The sequence below is a fragment of the Trichocoleus sp. ST-U1 genome (genome assembly GCF_039961835.1).
Classification (GTDB): domain Bacteria; phylum Cyanobacteriota; class Cyanobacteriia; order Cyanobacteriales; family FACHB-T130; genus FACHB-T130.
Genome location: NZ_JAMPJZ010000036.1, coordinates 1 through 17,334, shown reverse-complemented (window position 1 = coordinate 17,334; position 17,334 = coordinate 1). Strand labels below are relative to the sequence as shown.

The following is a 17,334-nucleotide window of genomic DNA, read 5'->3' as shown; positions in this document are numbered from 1 at the left end:
GAGCGATTCGCAATTAGGGATCGGTGATGAATATTTAGCGCAATCAATGGGCAACAACCCGAATCCCAGCGGTGGTAAACGGTGCTACCCACAAATCTAAATTGGGTTCGGGGATTGACTTTCTTACGTGCTGCTGTACTTGTTGTGCTTTGGCTTCTGATTCTGAGAGAGCAAACACGGTTGGCCCCGATCCCGACATCATTGCCCCCAAGACCCCCGCTTCATAGAACGCTTCCCGCAGTCGCAGCACTTGGGGATACTCCGGCAATACGACTTTTTCTAAGTCATTGTGCAGTAATTGACCGATTTTCACCTGATCTTTCTTGAAGATGGCGTTAACCATCGATCCAGAATGTACCCGTTGTCTGCGAGCCTCTAAACTATCAGCGTCAGAAACGTAGGTACTGATATACTTCTGCCGGTAAGTTTGATAAGCCCAGGGTGTAGATACCGCAAGGTTGCGGTATTTGCCCAATACCACCCAGGGATGCTCCAAATTAGGGAGGGGAGAGAGTTGTTCGCCTCGCCCAGTTGCCAGCGCTGTCCCCCCCGCGATGCAAAAGGGGACATCTGAGCCAATTTTTGCTGCCAGTTCTTGCAATTCCGACTGAGTGAGTCCTAGATGCCACAGCAAATCGATTCCCATTAAAACAGCAGCAGCATTGCTAGATCCCCCTGCTAACCCTGCCCCCACGGGGATTCGTTTGTTGATGTTAATCTCGACACCGCCGTACTGGGCAAAAGCTTGGGGAAATTCTGCCGCCATCAATTCTGCTGCGCGGTAGGCAAGGTTGGTTTTGTCTGACGGTACTAGGGGATGATCGCAGTGAACTTGGATGGATTCAGTGCTAAGCGATCGCAAATCAATTTGGTCGGTCAGACCAACACTTTGCAGCACCATCGCCAGTTCGTGATAACCATCTGGGCGATCGCTGATAATTTCCAGATACAGATTAATTTTGGCTGGGGAAATCAGGGTATAGGAACGCATTAGGGTTTTGTAGATATATGCCCACAGGCTCTCATACTGGGGCTACATAAACCAAGTTTGACGAGAGCAGGCTTAGTCAAACAAGCGATCTTTTCAGTCCGCGCACCATCCTGACAAGAGTTTGTGTAGCCGCAACTTTAGTCGTTAGGCTTGAGCAAATTACTCAAAGCAACCCACTGGGTAAGGCCCAAGTCTTCGGCGCGGGCTTGAGGGTTTACTTCTAATTGTTCCAGTATTTGGGTGAGGCGATCGCGTTCAACCACACTTTTCAGATTATTTCGCAACATTTTGCGCTTTTCGGCAAAGCCGAGTTTGACTAAATTCTCTAGGTGCTTGGGGTTCTGGGCGGGCGGTTCTATCAATCGCGGACGCAGCCGCACTACCGCTGAATCTACTTTGGGCGGCGGATAAAATGCTCCCGCTGGCACAATACAGATTAACTCGCACTCTGCCAAATACTGCACCCGCACGGTTAATGCCCCAAAATGTTTCGTGCCTGGTTTGGCATAAAGCCTTTGTGCAACTTCTTTTTGTACCAGCAGCACGATGGAATCAAACGGCTTAGCGGCTGGCTGGGCAATGGTACCTAACAACTTTTCCAGAATTGGGCCGGTGATGTTGTAAGGAATATTGGCAACAACTTTATTGGGATTTTGGAAGGCTGGAAAAGGAGCAAGTTGAGCATCTAAGTCGAATGAAAGGAAATCGCCTTGCAAAAGTAAAAAATGATCGACTTTACCTAATTGTTTAGCCAGCAGTTGACATAAATCGCGGTCAATTTCAACCGCAACAACAGATTGAGCTAAAGGTAATAAGCGACGAGTCAGGATGCCGGTGCCGGGGCCAATTTCTAAGACCCGTGAAGCGGAGCGATCGCCCTCAGGCGACTCGCTGCTGGATAACTCCGCTGCGGCGACAATTTGATTGAGCGCCTTGTCACTCCGCAGCCAGTGTTGAGCAAATTGTTTTCGAGGTTGAGGCGATCGCATGGAGGAAAGGATGCTGTTACAGTCTTCCTTCCAACCTACCACGCGGTCAAGTTGCTGCTTCCCCAAAGCTAAATAATGCCCTAAATCCAGAGCCAAGCCGCCTCAGTCGCCCCGGATCGACTTATTGCTTTTTCTTAAAAAAATCTGGATACCGGAAAAACTTCTGCCAGACTTGTATAGGTTTGCATCCTCCACAAGCAGGAGATTTGTCGGTGAAGTACGAAATTCGCTATAAACCAGCCTTTGCCTCTATTTTTGTCATCCTGAATCCAGGTGATAGCCTCACTGCTGAGGCGGGAGCTATGACCAGTATGGATGCCAAATTGTCGATAAAGACGGAATTTTCAGGGGGTTTAATCTCTGGATTGCTAAAGAAATTCTTTGGTGGGGAATCCCTTTTTGTGAATGTTTTTACCAACAATACACAGCAACCTCTGAATTTAATCTTGACTCAATCCACCATTGGCGATATAGCTTGTATTGACTTGCGGGGCGGACGAGAAATTTGCTTTCAACCAGGTGCTTATATTGCCCATACTCCAGGCGTGAATATGGGAGTTCAGTGGGCAGGTTTTAAGAGCTGGATATCAGGAGAAGGGCTGTTTAAGCTGAAGTTAAGCGGTCAAGGTCAGGTATTTTTCGGTGCTTATGGCGGCATCATTCAAAAACGGATAACCGGGGAATTTGTGGTTGATAGCGGTCACTTAGTTGCCTACGAACCTGGCATCAAAATGAATGTTGGACTCGCAGGCGGCTTGCTTGGTTCTGTCACGTCGGGGGAAGGGTTAGTCAACCGGCTGACGGGGCAAGGAGAAATTTATTTACAATCTCGCAGTATTGGGGGTTTGGTCGGATATTTACGTCCTAAATTCCGTTAAGAAAAAGCCGATCGTAATAGCTTTTTCGCCTAATTGCTGAGTGCATAAATCAAGAGGATTTGTAGCGATGGATGTGGAAGTTTTACATCAACCGGACAGCGCGATCGCTCGCGTTACTCTCGGTGCCGGTGAAGAATTAGTCGCAGAAGCTGGCAGGATGATTGCCATGAGCGGTTATATCAATGCCAGTACGACTTTAAGGCAAGGAAAAGGCGGCGGAATTTTGGGCGGGCTGAAACGCATGGTTGCCGGTGAGTCGCTGTTTTTGAGCGTTTTTCGCTCTCCCACGGCTGGCGGTGAAGTATTTTTATCTCCCAAATTGATGGGCGATATTTTACTTTATCAAATGACTGGATCTGGGCTGGTCGTCCAATCTGCTTCTTACCTTGCTAGCGAGTCAGATGTTGATCTTGAATTAGGATTTCAAGGCTTGAAATCTTTGTTTTCTGGGGAATCAATTTTTTGGTTAAATGTCAGCGGTCATGGCTCTGTTCTGCTTTCTTCCTTTGGGGCAATTTATGAAATTCCTGTGAATGGCGAATATATCGTTGACACGGGACATATTGTGGCATTTGAAAAAAGCCTGAAGTTTGAAATTAAAAAAGCAACTTCCAGTTTAATTGGTTCGTTCTTGGGCGGAGAAGGATTCGTTTGTCGGTTTCAAGGGCAAGGTCGAGTGTTTTGCCAAACTCACAATCCAGGTGCCTTCGGGGTGCTAGTGGGTTCTCAGCTTCCGCCGCGATAAAGAGTGAGTGGGAATTTGTCATTGATAAATAGATTTTGAACGATTACCCATCCTTCAATTAGGAATTAGCAAAGGATAATTATGAATGAGATTGCCTACGAAATCGAGCATTCCCCAGCCTATGCTTCCCTACGCCTCGACTTACAAGCAAATCAAACTGTCTTGGTAGAATCGGGCGCAATGGCAGCAATGGATACTTGCATTAAAATGAAGTCCAAAGTCAAAGGTGGCTTAATGCAAGGTATCGGTCGGATGCTGGGCGGTGAATCTTTATTTTTGAGTGAATTTACCGCTGAAGGAAGGGCAGGACAACTCTATGTTTCGCCTGGAGTCCCTGGAGACATTCAGCATTACTACCTGAGTGGTAATGGATTGATGGTGCAATCTTCGGGTTTTGTTGCAGCTAACCCTAGTGTCGAAATTGATACTAAGTTTCAAGGTTTTAAGGGCTTCTTTAGTGGAGAGTCGTTATTTTTACTGAGAGCAACAGGTCAAGGAGATATCTGGTTTAGTTCTTATGGAGCAATTGTAGAAATTCCAGTTGCCGGTGATTATGTAGTAGATACGGGCTATATTGTGGCCTTTGAAGATTCGTTACAATACAATGTCGAAATGTTAGGAGGTTTGTCATTCAAAGGGCTGAGAACTGGAATTTTGGGTGGGGAAGGATTAGTTTGTCGCTTCCGGGGTCAAGGGCGTTTATGGATTCAGTCGCGTGAGCTTTATGCACTGATAAATTTCTTGAATCCGTTCCGTCCAGTGAAGAGTAGTAACTAAGCTGAATCTTGCTGTAACTGCACGAAATAGAACTTTTAGACGGTCGCGTTATGTCGGTTCTTACTTAAGGGCAATATAGAAAGGAACCTCACCCCCAACCCCTCTCCGTTCGCGGAGAGGGGAGAATCTTGAACCCCTGTGGGTAAATGGGGTGGGGGTGAACTGTAGGGCATCTAAATAGAGAATTGCGATCGCGTGCAGGTAACTCACGATGCAATAGAAAGAAGGTCAATGCATTGCTATATCGGATGCAACTAGGCAATGCAGTAACAATAGCGTTTTTGGAGCAAGCCTAAAGTGTCTGGAACTGCAACATCGAGCGATCGCAACCCACCTCCCAATAACCGCCAGTTACTGATTGTCTTAGGGCTATTTATTGGATTTATCGTCGGCGTTATTTGGCTGCTGGGGTTGTTTATTAATAGCTTGGTGTGGGTAATTCCTCCCAGCGTGGAGCGACAGTTGGGTGCCGTCATTGTCCCGGCTTATGAGCGCTTGGCGAAGCCCTCACCGGCTCAAGATACGCTAAATCAGCTGCTAGATACGCTGGAGACAAAGTTGCCTTCCGAGCAGCGCCAAGAGCGAGATTATCGGGTGCTATATGTTCCCGATAATACGGTGAATGCGCTGGCGCTACCGGGCGATCGCATTATCATCTACGCCGGTTTGCTGAAACAGACGGAATCGGAAAATGAGCTGATGATGGTGTTGGGGCATGAATTGGGGCATTTCGCCCACCGCGATCATTTACGGGCGTTGGTGCGACAACTACTGTTACCCATTGCGATCGCTACTGTCTTTGGGGATGCTGCTGGGTTATCATCGGCAGCGGCGACGGGTGTTCAAGCTGTTAGCAGTTCCCGATTCTCTCAATCTCAGGAATCTGAGGCGGATGAGTTTGGCTTAACATTGTTGCAACAAACTTACGGTCATGTTGCGGGTGCAACCGACTTTTTTGCTCGAATGAGTCGCAAAAGTGGTGCAGACTTTGATTTCTTGACCTCCCATCCTGCCCCTGGTAGGCGCGTTAAAGAATTGCAGCGCTTAATTGAGCAGCGGAATTATCCTGTACAAAAGCGATTGCCTTTACCGGAAACACTGGCGAACCTGGAAAAATAGCCAGCGCTCCCAGACCTAACCGTCCACCCCTTCCTACCTTTCTAAGGGGCGCAAGCTATCTTCAAAGCCCCTCTCCGAATCGGAGAGGGGTTAAGAGAGATGTTTTTCCCGTTCACACGACTTGATTCGTAATCATCCACACAGTGCTATCCGAGCGGACGTAGGGAACCGAAATTTTGCTAAATCCAGTAATGAAAGGTCTGTTGTATAACTGCCAATAACTGGGACTAATCTCATCAGCGATCGCCTTGAGCGCTTGCACTTCCTGCTTCAGTTCCTCCGCCAGTTCGTTAATTCGTTCAGCGCGATCCTGAGCGCGTTGTTTTCCTTCCTCTACCTGCTCTGCGAGAGGATGTTGTGTCCGCTCATGCAATAACTGTTGCGCCAATCCTTGCGATCGCCCGATCTCCTTCAATTTAGCTTCCAAGGCAGCGATCGCATCATCGATTCCCTTGACTTCAGCAGAGATTTGTGCTGTTTCTCTAGCATGACGACGATAAGCCTCAACGATTGCTTCTGGCGTGTTATAGCTTGGCAATACTGGATCGACTTTCAGGATGGCGCGTTCTTCTTTGAGCGCCTCAATCTGAGTGCGAATCGCTTCAATTTCTACTTGAATTGGCTCCATAATTACTTTCCTAACTTAGGTGAATAGTTCCGTAAAACTTCTGGCATTTTGTGAATCAATTTACAGGGTTACGATTACTCGACATTAATTCACCCGTTTGTTGACCTAACTTATGTTGAACCGAATTAGTCTTAAAAAGACAGCAAATTCGTTTTTAGTCATTGCCACAATTTTAAGTATGGAAACGGGATTGCTAAATGAGTCAATGCCTGCTTTAGCGGATATGACTACAAGTAACTGGAGCGAATGGATTGAAATCAATGAAACCAACAGTGTCAGCCGAGTGACGAATCGGAGAGACGATACCAGCCAGAACAACTGTCTGGATAATGCGCTTGAATTCCTGAAAAGTAGTAATGCCCAAGAGACAGGAGTTATCACAGAAGCAGCTTACGGACGATTTGGGAATCTGTCAGCTTATTTAATTTGTGCGCCTGAAGGGGATAAAGTTCTCGTTTTTGTTTCAGGACCTAGAAATCAATCTCGACAAATTCAGCAGTTACGCAAAAATCTGAGTGACCAATTTAGGAAATATTAGAGGTTTTCGCCCCGTGGGTGTCAATCGAGAGCGATCGCACTTGTGCCATAATTCCCTCATCCTTCCAAGCCGCCGCCATTGCCTCCACAACTGTCGGTGCCAACGCCGCCTCTGCTAAAGCTAATAAAGTTGGTCCCGCACCACTAATTACCATCCCAAAAGCACCAGAAGCCATTGCTGCCGAGCGTACAGCATCATATCCTCGAATCAACGCTGTCCGATAAGGCTGATGGATTCGGTCTTGCATCGCAACTCGCAACCAGTCACCCCTGCCGGTTTCCAACCCTCGCAATAATAAACCCAGATGAGCTGTATTAAAAATTGCATCGGCACGGCTGTATTGAGTTGGTAAAACTCGCCGCGCTTCTTCAGTTGAAAGTTCAAAATCCGGAATCGCGACTACTGGCACAATCTCAGAATGCCAAGGAATCTCACAAATTTCCCATTCTTCTTTGCTTTCTCCGTGTCTGTGCGGTTCGTCACTCAAACCCGTCGCTGCTAGACGACACCCCCCCATCAGTGCTGGCACCACATTATCAGGATGTCCTTCCAGAGCGATCGCGATTCTTCCCACCTCATTTTCATCTAGAGGTGCCCCAGCCAGACAGTTCGCACCCACCAAACCTCCCACAATTGCCGTCGCCGAACTCCCCAGTCCTCTTGCCAGGGGCACACCCAGCTCGATCTCAATCTGCACAGGCGGTGGCGTTTTCCCGATATGCTCGTACAATTTCACAAATGACTGGTAAACCAGATTATCAGCACCCGTGTTGACTCGTGCGGCTTCTGTACCCTCAACCGTAATGCTGAGTCGTGTTGCAGCATCCGCTTCCACGTGGGTGAACTTGAACTGGTTGTACAGCGTTAAAGCTGCGCCTATGCAATCAAAACCCGGCCCCAAGTTAGCAGTTGTGGCTGGAACGCTGACGGTAACGGTAGAAACAGGATGCATCTCAACGAATTGCGAAATAGACTATTATAGACTCTACCGTTTAACAGTCTGCTGTCTATGAAGGAACGTTTTTTTCCGACATTACGCAGATATTCAATGGTAGCGTGACTGTAAAAGTAGTCCCCACTCCAACTTCACTATTTACAGCAATTTCTCCACTCTGTAAGTCTAAACATTTTTTGACAATCGTTAGCCCTAGTCCATGACCGGGAATACCACTCACATTTGTCGCTCGATGAAATGAGTCAAACAAAAGTTCTCGATCGGATGGAGGAATGCCAATTCCGTTGTCTTTTACCTGAAAAACTGCCTCTCCATTCTCACATAAAAGTTCAAAGTAGATATTGCTGCCTTCGGGTGAATATTTGATAGCATTTCCCAACAAATTGCTAAAGATATGCCGCAGCAGTTTTTCATCTAAACAAGCATCAGTACAATCACCTTGATTGGTGAAAATTATTCTATGTTTTGACCCAGAACTAAATTTCATGTGTTCTACCAAGTCTTGGCAAAAATCCACTAATTCCAGCGGTTCCGGGTTGCATTCTATTTTTCCTTCTTCTGCTTTCCCAAACTCTAAAACTTCATTTAACAAATTGTTCAGAGAGCGAACTGATGTTTGAATGAGATAGAAATATTCTCGCCTTTTAAGTTCTGTTAATTCGTGACTATAAGATTCCAGTAATTCCGCAGAAGATAAAATTGCCGTCAGCGGGTTACGGAATTCGTGGGCAACCATGAACCAAAAGCGAGATTTGAGTTCGCTTAATTGTTTTTCTTTTTCAAGAGCCACGCGAGTTGCTGCTTCGGCTAAATGTCTGCGAAGTGCGATTTCAATCGTAGTATGTAAATCTCTTTCATCAAAGGGTTTAATTATATAGCCAAATGGATCTGTGACTTTGGCTCTTTCCAGTGTTTGTTTGTCAGCGTAAGCAGTTAAATAAATTACTGGAATATCAAAGTTTTTATGAATTTCTTCAGTGGTCTCTATTCCATCCATTTGCCCTTTTAACATAATATCCATTAATACTAAATCGGGCTGAATTTCTGATACTTTTTGAATTGCCTCCTCTCCCGAAGCCACAGAAGCAACAACGTTATATCCTAAGCGTTGCAAGCTTTTTACGATATCCTTGGCAACAATTCTTTCATCTTCAACTACTAAGATTTTTGCCTTTGCCATTTTTTTATCTATGTCTTCCTAATGTTGCCGATTTCTGAAAATGCGATATTAAAGCTTGTCCCTTTCCTACTATCAAGTTCGATAGTCCCGTCTAATTGCTCTGTAAGGGTGCATACTAACTCCAAACCTAAAGATTCAGTATTCCGGAAGTCCAATTCTTTCGGAAAGCCAATCCCGTTGTCACTGACGTTCAAAATAAATTGATTATTGCCGCTTGAGTAGATATTAATACAAATTTTGTTATCCTTACTGGGAGTTGGAAAAGCGTGCTTTAAGGAATTGGACATTAATTCATTGATAATTAGACCACAAGGAATTGCTGTATCAATGTTTAGAGTAATGTCCTTAACGGTTGTTTCCAGCGTAATCGCGTGAGAGCTTGCTTTGTAGGAACGAAGTAAATTTCCTGCCAGGTCGCGAATATACTCAGCAAAGTCTATCCTAGATAGGTCTTTGGACTGATACAATTTTTCGTGAATCAGAGCCATCGAGCGAATGCGATTCTGACTGTCCTTGAACATTCCCAGAACCTGTTCCTCTTTGGTATAGGCAGATTGCAGCTTTAACAGACTAGAAATAATCTGTAAATTGTTTTTGACGCGGTGGTGAATTTCCTTCAGTAGCACCTCTTTTTCTTTAAGCGAAGCCTTGAGTTGCTCTTCTGCTCGTTTGCGTTCGGCGAGTTCAGCTTGTACTTGCTGATAAAGTTCAGACTGCTGAATTGCGATCGCTACTTGCGTTGACAATTGTTTGAGCAAATCAATCTCAAACTCCCGCCACCGCCTGGGTCCCGAACAGTGATAGGCGCACAGCAGACCCCACAAATGTTCTCCTTGCAGAATCGGAACCACGAGACTCGCTCGGATATCATACAAAGCCAGGATATCGATGTGACATTGGGTTAACCCGGTGGTATAAATATCTGCTGTGACTTGAATACGCCCTTTTTTGTAGGCTTGGGCATAATTCTTCCCAAAGCAATTGTCGTGAATTGTGCTACTTAGAGCAGGTTGCCAGCCCTCAGCAACCGATTCGACAACGACAGTGCCACTCATATCTGGATTAAAACGGTAGATAATCACGCGGTCAGTTTGGAGAAATTGCCGCACTTCAGCGACGGCGGTGTTCAGAATTTCGTCCAAATTGAGTGATTGATGAATGCGAAGGGCAATTGTGGTTAACAGGCGATTGCGCTCAAGCTGTTCCAAGAGTTCCGCTGGGCTTTCCTGTCCTTGAGGTTCTAGGGTTTCATTGTGCGGGGGGAGAGAGGATTCGGCTTCAAACTGCTCGATCGATTGCTGCAATTGCTCTACTGCTGTAGATATTTGTGTGAGATCGAGCGTTTGCAAAAAACTGGTTTGGGTAACAATACCTAACAGCTCCCTGGGATTCTCCGACACCACAACTCGCTGCACCTGGTGCTGCTGCATTTCCCAAAGGGCAACTAACACTGAATCTGAGGGGCTTAAAGACAACACGGATGCCCTCATTACCCTAAACGCCTGTATCTGCGATAAATCCAGGCTGAGAGCCTGAAGATCGATGATGTCCCGTTCGGTGACAATCCCTACTGGCTTCAGGAGGGTTGTTAGCGTAGCGGTAGGTCGCACGTTTTGAGTTTTGTTAGTGTAGCGATGCGTAGGAAGTTTTGAGTGTTGAACCTTTGCTTCGCTCAAGGGATCGGGTTGAAGTTTTGAGTTTTCAATAGAACTCGACTCGGAACTTTCTTCTGTAAGCACAACACAATTGACCTGGTGTTCTGCCATTAATTGAGCTAAGCTCAGCGCCGAAGCCGTCGCCGGTGCTTGAATAACTGGGGCAGTCATCACTTCTGTCAAAGGCTGCGATTTGATTAGCTCATCGAGGGGCAGTGCTTGGCGAATACTTTCTAGGGTGATGACGCCTACCACTTGCCTTTGCGCGTCTATAACAGGTAGGTGGCGAATTTGATGCTGGCGCAGGATTGACAATGCTGTGAAAATATTCTCGCTGTCAGATTCAGTCAGAGCGATGCTCGGCTGCGTCATCACCGAGGCAATCTTGACTTCTGCTAAATTGATTCCTGAGGCGATTACCTGGATAGCATCTGTGTGGGTAAACACTCCGATTAACTGCAACCCTTCTACTACAAAGACAGCGCTAGCTCGTGCCTCGCTCATTAGCACTGCTTCTGGGGGTATCTTCAAACTAGGAAGTACGCAACTGCTTTTCGCTTTGCCCATCATGGCGATCGCGTCCATCAGTGGGGTGTCAGCCGATACAGTCAGAGGACGACGATCGATGACAGATTCTAAGCTAAGCAATCCCTTTGTTGGCATGGGTCAACCTGTGTATTATTGCGGTGTATTGCAGTGGGCGATCGCATACTTGCATTTGCAATTCCTCTATTACCAAATAGATTTTGCGAAAAGCAGTTGCTCCTTCACTTAGGATTCCCGCCAGAACTGTATTCGGTATCACATCGCCGCCTCGCAACGGGATTTATTTGACACAAATTGCCTTCACACAAGTTGCCGCGCCTTTTGCGGTACAGTCAAAATTCACCAATCGCTACTACCGGCACCCTATTTGCGTGCAGGAAGGTAAATCTTTGATTCGTCTCTAGGCTTCGCGTGCTTTTGCCCTCATTCATCAAATTCATGACAGCAAGAAAACATCCCCGCAACCGTGAAATCCCATATGATTCGGATGTTTTACCAGGGCGATCGCTTTTTTACCACCTCCACCTTAGCTAGATCCTACCTAGCCAGAGAGTTAAGACAAAACCCTTTTTAGCATACCTTTTGTCAACCTCTTAAATCCTCTTGCTAAAGGAATATTTAAATGGATATTGATTTAACTAATATCTGCGCTGGCAGCATCTGACAAAAGGGTGAAATCCTAATAATTGGGAAGATATATAGTGTTTAGCTGGATTGGGGCTTAAAATCAGTTCTGCTACATCAAATCAATAAAACAAAGTAAAAAATGAACTTAATTAAGCGCATTCCAAATATCCTGTTGCACCCCAAAAGTGAGTGGCGAGCGATCGCAAAAGAAACAACCTCTAGCGCTAGATTGTATAACACCTATATTGCTCCTCTGGCAGCGATCGCTCCAATCGCCGCAGCTGTTGGTTGGGCAGTTATCGGCATCAATACCTCTAGTATCGTTACGTCTCGGTTGCCCTTAGTGCCAGCTATTTTATATGCAGGTGTTAGCTTTTTACTAACACTATTAAGCGTATTTTTCTTGTCGTTGATTATTAATGCTTTCGCTCCTCAATTTTCAGCCGAGAAAAATCAGCTACAAGCTCTTAAAGTTGCTGCTTATGCCAACACACCTGCCTGGTTAGCCGGTATCCTCCGTATCATCCCAAGTTTCACGATTTTCGCATTTCTTGCTGGGTTGTATAGCGTATATCTGCTATATCTGGGATTGCCGATTGTGATGAAATGCCCGAAAAATAAAGCAACCGCCTACACTGCGGTAACGCTTGCGGGTGCGGTTGTACTCTATGTATTTGTTATCGGGATTAGCAATTTATTTGTTAGATTTCCCAAACCAGCACTCTAAAAAATGTTGGAATCGGCAGGCACTGGGAAGCTGAAAAATATCAATATTAAACGGATTTATAGCGTGCAATATAAAGGCGGAACCTCACCCCCAGCCCCTCTCCGTCCACGGAGAGGGGGAAAGATTTAACCCCTCTTTGCAAGCAAAGAGAGACTGGGCTGGGGTAGCATTTTTGCTGTTATTGAGATGCACCCAATTGAAAAAGGGCACTCTTTTGGAGTGCCCCTATATGAACTATGAACTGGCAACTTCTTAAAAATTGTCGAAGTTAGCGATCGCGTTTTTCATCTTCTCCAACACTTCTTCTACAGGAATAACCCCCACATCGCCAGCCGCGCGGGTGCGAATACTCAGGCTATTTGATTCCAGCTCTTTCGCCCCTACCACCGCCATGACAGGGATCTTGTCCTTTTCGGCATTGCGAATCATTTTGCCCATGCGATCGCCGCTGGTATCGACTTCCACGCGAATACCGAGCGATCGCATCTTCTGTGCCACTTCCTGAGCAAAAGGCAACTGGGCATCGCTCACCGTCAGCAATCGCGCTTGGACTGGCGCTAACCACAGCGGGAAATCCCCCGCATACTCTTCAATCAAGATCCCGATGAGCCGTTCCAAGGAGCCAAAGGGAGCGCGGTGAATCATCACCGGACGCTTCCGGGAACCATCCTCCGCCACATATTCCAAATCAAACCGTTCTGGCAGGTTGTAATCCACTTGGACAGTCCCCAACTGCCACTCGCGGTCTAAGGCATCGCTGAAGATAAAATCCAGTTTCGGGCCATAAAATGCGGCTTCGCCAATGCCTTCAAAGTAGTTCATCCCCAAGGTTTCCACGGCGCGGCGAATCGCTCCTTGAGACTTCTCCCAAGCTTCATCGGAACCGATGTACTTATCTGAAGCCGGATCGCGAAAACTGAGTCGCGCTTTGAAGTTTTTCAGTTGCAGACTCTTGAACACCGACAGAATCAAATCCACCACTTTCAGGAATTCGCTGTCTAGCTGTTCTGGCGTCACAAATAAGTGAGAATCATCCACCGTGAAACCGCGCACCCGCGTTAAGCCGCCCAGTTCCCCAGATTGCTCGTAACGGTAGACGGTGCCAAATTCCGCCAGACGCATCGGCAGTTCCCGATAGGAACGCAACTCGCTCTTATAGATTTGGATGTGGAAGGGGCAATTCATCGGCTTCAGGACGAATCCCTGTTCTATCGCCGCCGCCTGCTCATCTTCCGCCATCAGCGGGAACATATCCTCTTTGTATTTCTGCCAATGTCCGGAAGTTTTGAATAAATCGACTCTGGCAATGTGAGGCGTCACCACCTGCTGATATCCCCGTTTCAGCTGTTCCTGCTTCAGGAAGTCTTCCAGAACACTTCGCAACACCGTTCCTTTCGGCGTCCACAGCGGTAATCCCGGCCCCACCGGATCTGAGAAAATAAAGAGTCCCAGTTCTTTGCCGAGTTTGCGGTGATCTCGGCGCAGCGCTTCTTCCTTGCGCCGCTTATATTCAGCTAGCTGTTCTGGCGTCTCCCAAGCGGTGGCATAAATGCGCTGGAGTTGAGCTTTCGTTTCATCCCCGCGCCAATAAGCACCAGCAACACTTTCGAGTTCGATTGCCTTCGGATTTAACTCACTGGTATTTTCCAAATGAGGGCCAGCACACAAATCCCACCATTGATCCCCCAAGTGGTAGATGGTAATTGGTTCCTCAATGTCTTCTAATATTTCTAGCTTGTAAGGCTCATTAATTGTCTTGATCCGACCTTCAGCTTCCTCGCGACTGACTTCTTCCCGAATCACTGGCAATTTCCGATTGATGATTTTGACCATCTCTTTCTGGATGGACTTCAAATCTTTTTCGGTAAATGGCTCTGGATTATCAAAGTCATAGTAAAAGCCGTTTTCTATCCAAGGGCCGATAGTCACCTGCGCTTTGGGAAACAGCTTTTGCACCGCCATTGCCATAACGTGGGAAGCGGTGTGACGGATTTTCTTCAACGATTCAGATTCGCTGGTACGGGGCAAATACATTTTTTCTGGCTGTTCTTGAGACGCTGGAGATTCTGAGACGCTCATCGGCGGTTCCATAAGGACGAAGAAACGGGCAATTAATCGGGTGTTACTGCCTCTATCATACCGAGGTTGTTTTTCCCTGGCGATGTGGTTGTTGTTTAAGAGAATCTAAAAATATTATTACGAATTGTAAACTACGTTAAGATTAAATTTAGATAGTATTCGGTTTTTGATTCATGGCTGCTTCCAACTTGCCTGAAAATGAATTGCTGAAAACGGTATTACAACCGCTCTTAGAAGATTTTCAGTATTGGTTTGCGCGATCGCGCGCTCTCTTAGAAACTGAAGAAATTACTTTTTTAAGTGCCCAACAGCAATCCGACTTACTGGATCGAGTCAAGCTTGCTCACGCGGAAGTCAGCACCGCTCAGATGCTCTTTCAAGCGACTGATGCTCAAGTTGGCATTGAAACGTCAGTTCTGATGCCGTGGCACCAGTTGGTTACTGAGTGTTGGCAGGTGTCGATGCGCTTCCACGCTGAGCAATCCACTTCCACGAACAAGTAAATCTAAGGGCGAAACATTTTTACGGAAAATCCGGGGGCAAGCATTACCGTTTCGCCACGAATGCGAAAGCCCCTATTGACGAACATCCCATTAGACTGTGCGGCTTGGAGGAAAATCGTATGTTACACCTGCTTTATTTAATTGCCTTTACTGTTCTGGCGTTTCTTGCTATAGGGAATATGCTCCGCAACTTGTTAACCATCAGTAGTATGGATTCTCAACGGCGCTACCCACCAGGGATGCAGTCCCAATTTAGAGATTCTCGCTCTCCTTATGGGTCAATCCCACACCCGGAACTATTAGATGATGCCGGGAACCCGATTAATGAACCGCTTCTCGTGATGCGTTCCATGACCGTAGAAGACGCCCGCGAACAATTGGACGCCCTCTACAAATCTTCTCCCGGTATCAATGGGGACACTGAGGAAGCATGAATCAGAGCTATTTCAAAAGGAAAATCAGATAATTTACTCAAAAAATTAGCAAGGTTTTTTAGAGACTGGCAATCAGCTTGATAGAGCTAGGTGGGCATTCCCCACCCAGCTTCTAAATCAAGCTTCAATCACAACCCGCAAATTACCGCGTTTTTTGGCAACCCGACAGGCAGTGGTATTGCCGGAACGCTCAAATTCCAAATCCAGCAAAGTCTGCCCGACTCTCAAGTTCTGTAGCGCTAGACGATTAATCGACTCCGGCAAAGCAGGATCGATAATCCGCAAGCAGTTATTGGGAGCATCGGGGACTAAATTTACCATCATTTGCAGCAACTGGAAGATACTGCCGGTTGCCCAAGCTTGAGGAGAACAAGCGACGGGATATTTGACCGTAGTGTTATCTTCTGTGCGTTCGTAACCGCAGAAAAGTTCTGGCGGTCGTTGATAAGGTTGCTGTAAAGTCATATCCATTAAAGCTTTGGCAAGTTCCAGCGCTTGATCGATTAGACCGAGCGATCGCACCCCCATCGCAATCATGGCATTGTCGTGAGGCCACACAGAACCGACATGATAGCCCATCGGATTATAAGCCGGTGACAAACTACTGAGGGTGCGAATTCCCCAGCCGTTGAACATATCCGGTGCCCGTAGCCGTTCCGCCACGCTATAAGCTTTTTCTGGTGTCAAGATGCCCAAATACAGACAGTGACCGGGGTTAGAAGTAATACTATCAACCTGATTGCCGTCGCCATCCAAAGCCAAGGCGCAGAAATCTTCCTCTGGCATCCAAAAATCCCGATTGAAGCGATTCTTCAAATCTCTCGCCTCATCTTGCCACCTGTCGGCTAAATCAAGGCGCTTCTTCATGCGGGCAATTTCTGCCAGACGGATTTTGGCAGCATAGACATAAGCTTGCACTTCACAAAGAGCGATCGCGCCCATCGCCATCTGCCCCTTGCGATTCACAATACAGTCGCCAGAGTCTTTCCACCCCTGATTCGCCAAACCCCGCTTCGATTGACGTTGGTAGATGAGATAACCCGTTTCCTTGCTGTTGCGGTCAATCCAATCCATTGCTGCCAAGGCATTAGGCCACAGTAGCTCTAGGGTTTCCCGATCGGCTGTCCAGGCAAAGTGTTCCGCATACAGCATTAACCATAGCGGGGTCGCATCTACGGTGCCGTAATAAGGTGTATGGGGAATTTCTTCACAACGCGCCATTTCACCCAAACGCAGCTCGTGCAAAATCTTCCCAGGCTGCTCATCGCGCCACTCATTATCCGTCTTCCCTTGGTATTCAGCCAAGATCGTAAGAGTTTCGCGGGCAATTGTAGGATCGAGCATCAGCGTTTGCGACGCCGCAATAATCGAGTCGCGCCCAAACAACGTCGAAAACCAAGGCACCCCAGCCGAGAGTACCTTCCCTTTGCCGAAAGACTGGCGCAGTAAATAAGTATCCTGCTCGGCTCGCTCGATCGCTCGATTAAACGTGTTTTTGTCTGAGCGAATCCCGGTTACGTGTTGACGCCACTCTTGCTGCTCCGATAACTCTGCGGCTCTAGCCTGTACCAGTGTGACTGGGGCAGATACCCTAGAAGTGGGACGGTTATTGGTACGCATTTGCAGCCGATAGCCCAGTTTTTGGGTTTCGTGAGGCTCCATCTCCAGCTGCCAAACTGCCGTATAACCACTGAGAGTGTCTGGCTGGCGATGAACAAACTCGATGTGCGATTCCATTACAGAGCCATCCAACCCTTGATAAGCGAGCGTCATTTCTTGCTTTTCGGGTTCTGCGGCTTGACTTTTAGGCACGGCTCGTAACAGCTGCCCCTTGTTTTTTCGACCGTACCCCCGGACTACAAATAAGTCCACAAAATCCGCATCAAAGCTGAGACTCAGTTGAAAGCGAATGGAACTGGTGCTGTAGTTGGAAACAGTTAATTCTTCAAACAGCGCTCCATTT

At 47.0% G+C, this 17,334-nt stretch carries 16 protein-coding genes; 8 read left to right on the top strand and 8 right to left on the bottom strand.

The genetic code is table 11. The features are described 5' to 3' along the window. Nucleotides 1-43: 43 nt before the first annotated feature. Both ispE and rsmA read right to left on the bottom strand, forming a co-directional pair. Complete coding sequence (gene ispE, locus NDA06_RS14475; RefSeq protein WP_190432523.1) at nt 44-991, bottom strand: 4-(cytidine 5'-diphospho)-2-C-methyl-D-erythritol kinase; 948 nt, start codon at nt 989-991, stop codon at nt 44-46. 137 nt (nt 992-1,128) lie between these two features. Continuing rightward, nucleotides 1,129-1,980 carry a 16S rRNA (adenine(1518)-N(6)/adenine(1519)-N(6))-dimethyltransferase RsmA gene (gene rsmA / locus NDA06_RS14470; protein WP_190986206.1) on the bottom strand — a complete coding sequence of 284 codons (852 nt, stop codon included), beginning with the start codon at nt 1,978-1,980 and terminating at the stop codon, nt 1,129-1,131. 212 nt (nt 1,981-2,192) lie between these two features. Between rsmA and NDA06_RS14465 the strand changes: the two genes are divergently transcribed. The 4 genes from NDA06_RS14465 to NDA06_RS14450 all read left to right on the top strand — a co-directional run bounded on the left by NDA06_RS14465 (nt 2,193) and on the right by NDA06_RS14450 (nt 5,499). Beyond that, on the top strand, nt 2,193-2,858 hold the full coding sequence (locus NDA06_RS14465) for a TIGR00266 family protein (protein ID WP_190986202.1): 666 nt from the start codon (nt 2,193-2,195) through the stop codon (nt 2,856-2,858). A gap of 67 nt (nt 2,859-2,925) precedes the next feature. Beyond that, complete coding sequence (locus tag NDA06_RS14460; RefSeq protein WP_190986201.1) at nt 2,926-3,603, top strand: TIGR00266 family protein; 678 nt, start codon at nt 2,926-2,928, stop codon at nt 3,601-3,603. Between the two features lie 78 nt (nt 3,604-3,681). Next, nucleotides 3,682-4,380, top strand: a complete 699-nt coding sequence (locus tag NDA06_RS14455; RefSeq protein WP_347275876.1) for a TIGR00266 family protein — start codon at nt 3,682-3,684, stop codon at nt 4,378-4,380. 297 nt (nt 4,381-4,677) lie between these two features. Next, complete coding sequence (locus NDA06_RS14450) at nt 4,678-5,499, top strand: M48 family metalloprotease (RefSeq protein ID WP_190986200.1); 822 nt, start codon at nt 4,678-4,680, stop codon at nt 5,497-5,499. 112 nt (nt 5,500-5,611) lie between these two features. Here the strand turns inward: NDA06_RS14450 and NDA06_RS14445 are convergent, their stop codons facing one another. After that, nucleotides 5,612-6,127: a hypothetical protein gene (locus tag NDA06_RS14445; protein ID WP_190429154.1), complete on the bottom strand. Its 516-nt coding sequence runs from the start codon at nt 6,125-6,127 to the stop codon at nt 5,612-5,614. A 112-nt stretch (nt 6,128-6,239) separates the two neighbouring features. Here NDA06_RS14445 and NDA06_RS14440 point away from each other — a divergent pair, with 112 nt between their 5' ends. Further along, nucleotides 6,240-6,665: a hypothetical protein gene (locus NDA06_RS14440; RefSeq protein WP_190429155.1), complete on the top strand. Its 426-nt coding sequence runs from the start codon at nt 6,240-6,242 to the stop codon at nt 6,663-6,665. Here the strand turns inward: NDA06_RS14440 and thrB are convergent. Genes thrB through NDA06_RS14425 form a run of 3 tightly spaced genes read right to left on the bottom strand, consistent with a single transcriptional unit; the run spans nt 6,652 to nt 11,118 of the window. Next, nucleotides 6,652-7,617, bottom strand: coding sequence for a homoserine kinase (gene thrB / locus NDA06_RS14435; protein WP_190986199.1), 966 nt, complete (start codon nt 7,615-7,617; stop codon nt 6,652-6,654). The two genes, NDA06_RS14440 and thrB, sit on opposite strands and share 14 nt — an antisense overlap. Nucleotides 7,618-7,672: 55 nt before the next feature. Next, a complete protein-coding gene (locus NDA06_RS14430) occupies nt 7,673-8,800 on the bottom strand; it encodes an ATP-binding protein (protein WP_190986198.1) in 1,128 nt (375 codons plus the stop codon). Nucleotides 8,801-8,808: 8 nt separating this feature from the next. Beyond that, complete coding sequence (locus NDA06_RS14425) at nt 8,809-11,118, bottom strand: CBS domain-containing protein (protein WP_190986197.1); 2,310 nt, start codon at nt 11,116-11,118, stop codon at nt 8,809-8,811. 649 nt (nt 11,119-11,767) lie between these two features. Here NDA06_RS14425 and NDA06_RS14420 point away from each other — a divergent pair. Then, nucleotides 11,768-12,355 (top strand): Yip1 family protein, encoded by a 588-nt coding sequence (locus tag NDA06_RS14420; protein WP_190411608.1) that lies wholly within the window; start codon nt 11,768-11,770, stop codon nt 12,353-12,355. 252 nt (nt 12,356-12,607) lie between these two features. On the opposite strand, the gene thrS is transcribed toward NDA06_RS14420, so the two are convergent. Next, nucleotides 12,608-14,434 carry a threonine--tRNA ligase gene (gene thrS, locus NDA06_RS14415; RefSeq protein ID WP_190411609.1) on the bottom strand — a complete coding sequence of 609 codons (1,827 nt, stop codon included), beginning with the start codon at nt 14,432-14,434 and terminating at the stop codon, nt 12,608-12,610. A gap of 173 nt (nt 14,435-14,607) precedes the next feature. Between thrS and NDA06_RS14410 the strand changes: the two genes are divergently transcribed. Further along, complete coding sequence (locus NDA06_RS14410) at nt 14,608-14,937, top strand: DUF2605 domain-containing protein (protein WP_190411610.1); 330 nt, start codon at nt 14,608-14,610, stop codon at nt 14,935-14,937. A gap of 119 nt (nt 14,938-15,056) precedes the next feature. After that, nucleotides 15,057-15,371: a DUF2973 domain-containing protein gene (locus NDA06_RS14405; protein WP_190411611.1), complete on the top strand. Its 315-nt coding sequence runs from the start codon at nt 15,057-15,059 to the stop codon at nt 15,369-15,371. A 117-nt stretch (nt 15,372-15,488) separates the two neighbouring features. Here the strand turns inward: NDA06_RS14405 and NDA06_RS14400 are convergent. Further along, nucleotides 15,489-17,334: amylo-alpha-1,6-glucosidase (locus NDA06_RS14400; protein WP_348251757.1), on the bottom strand; the 1,846-nt coding region annotated here is incomplete at its 5' end.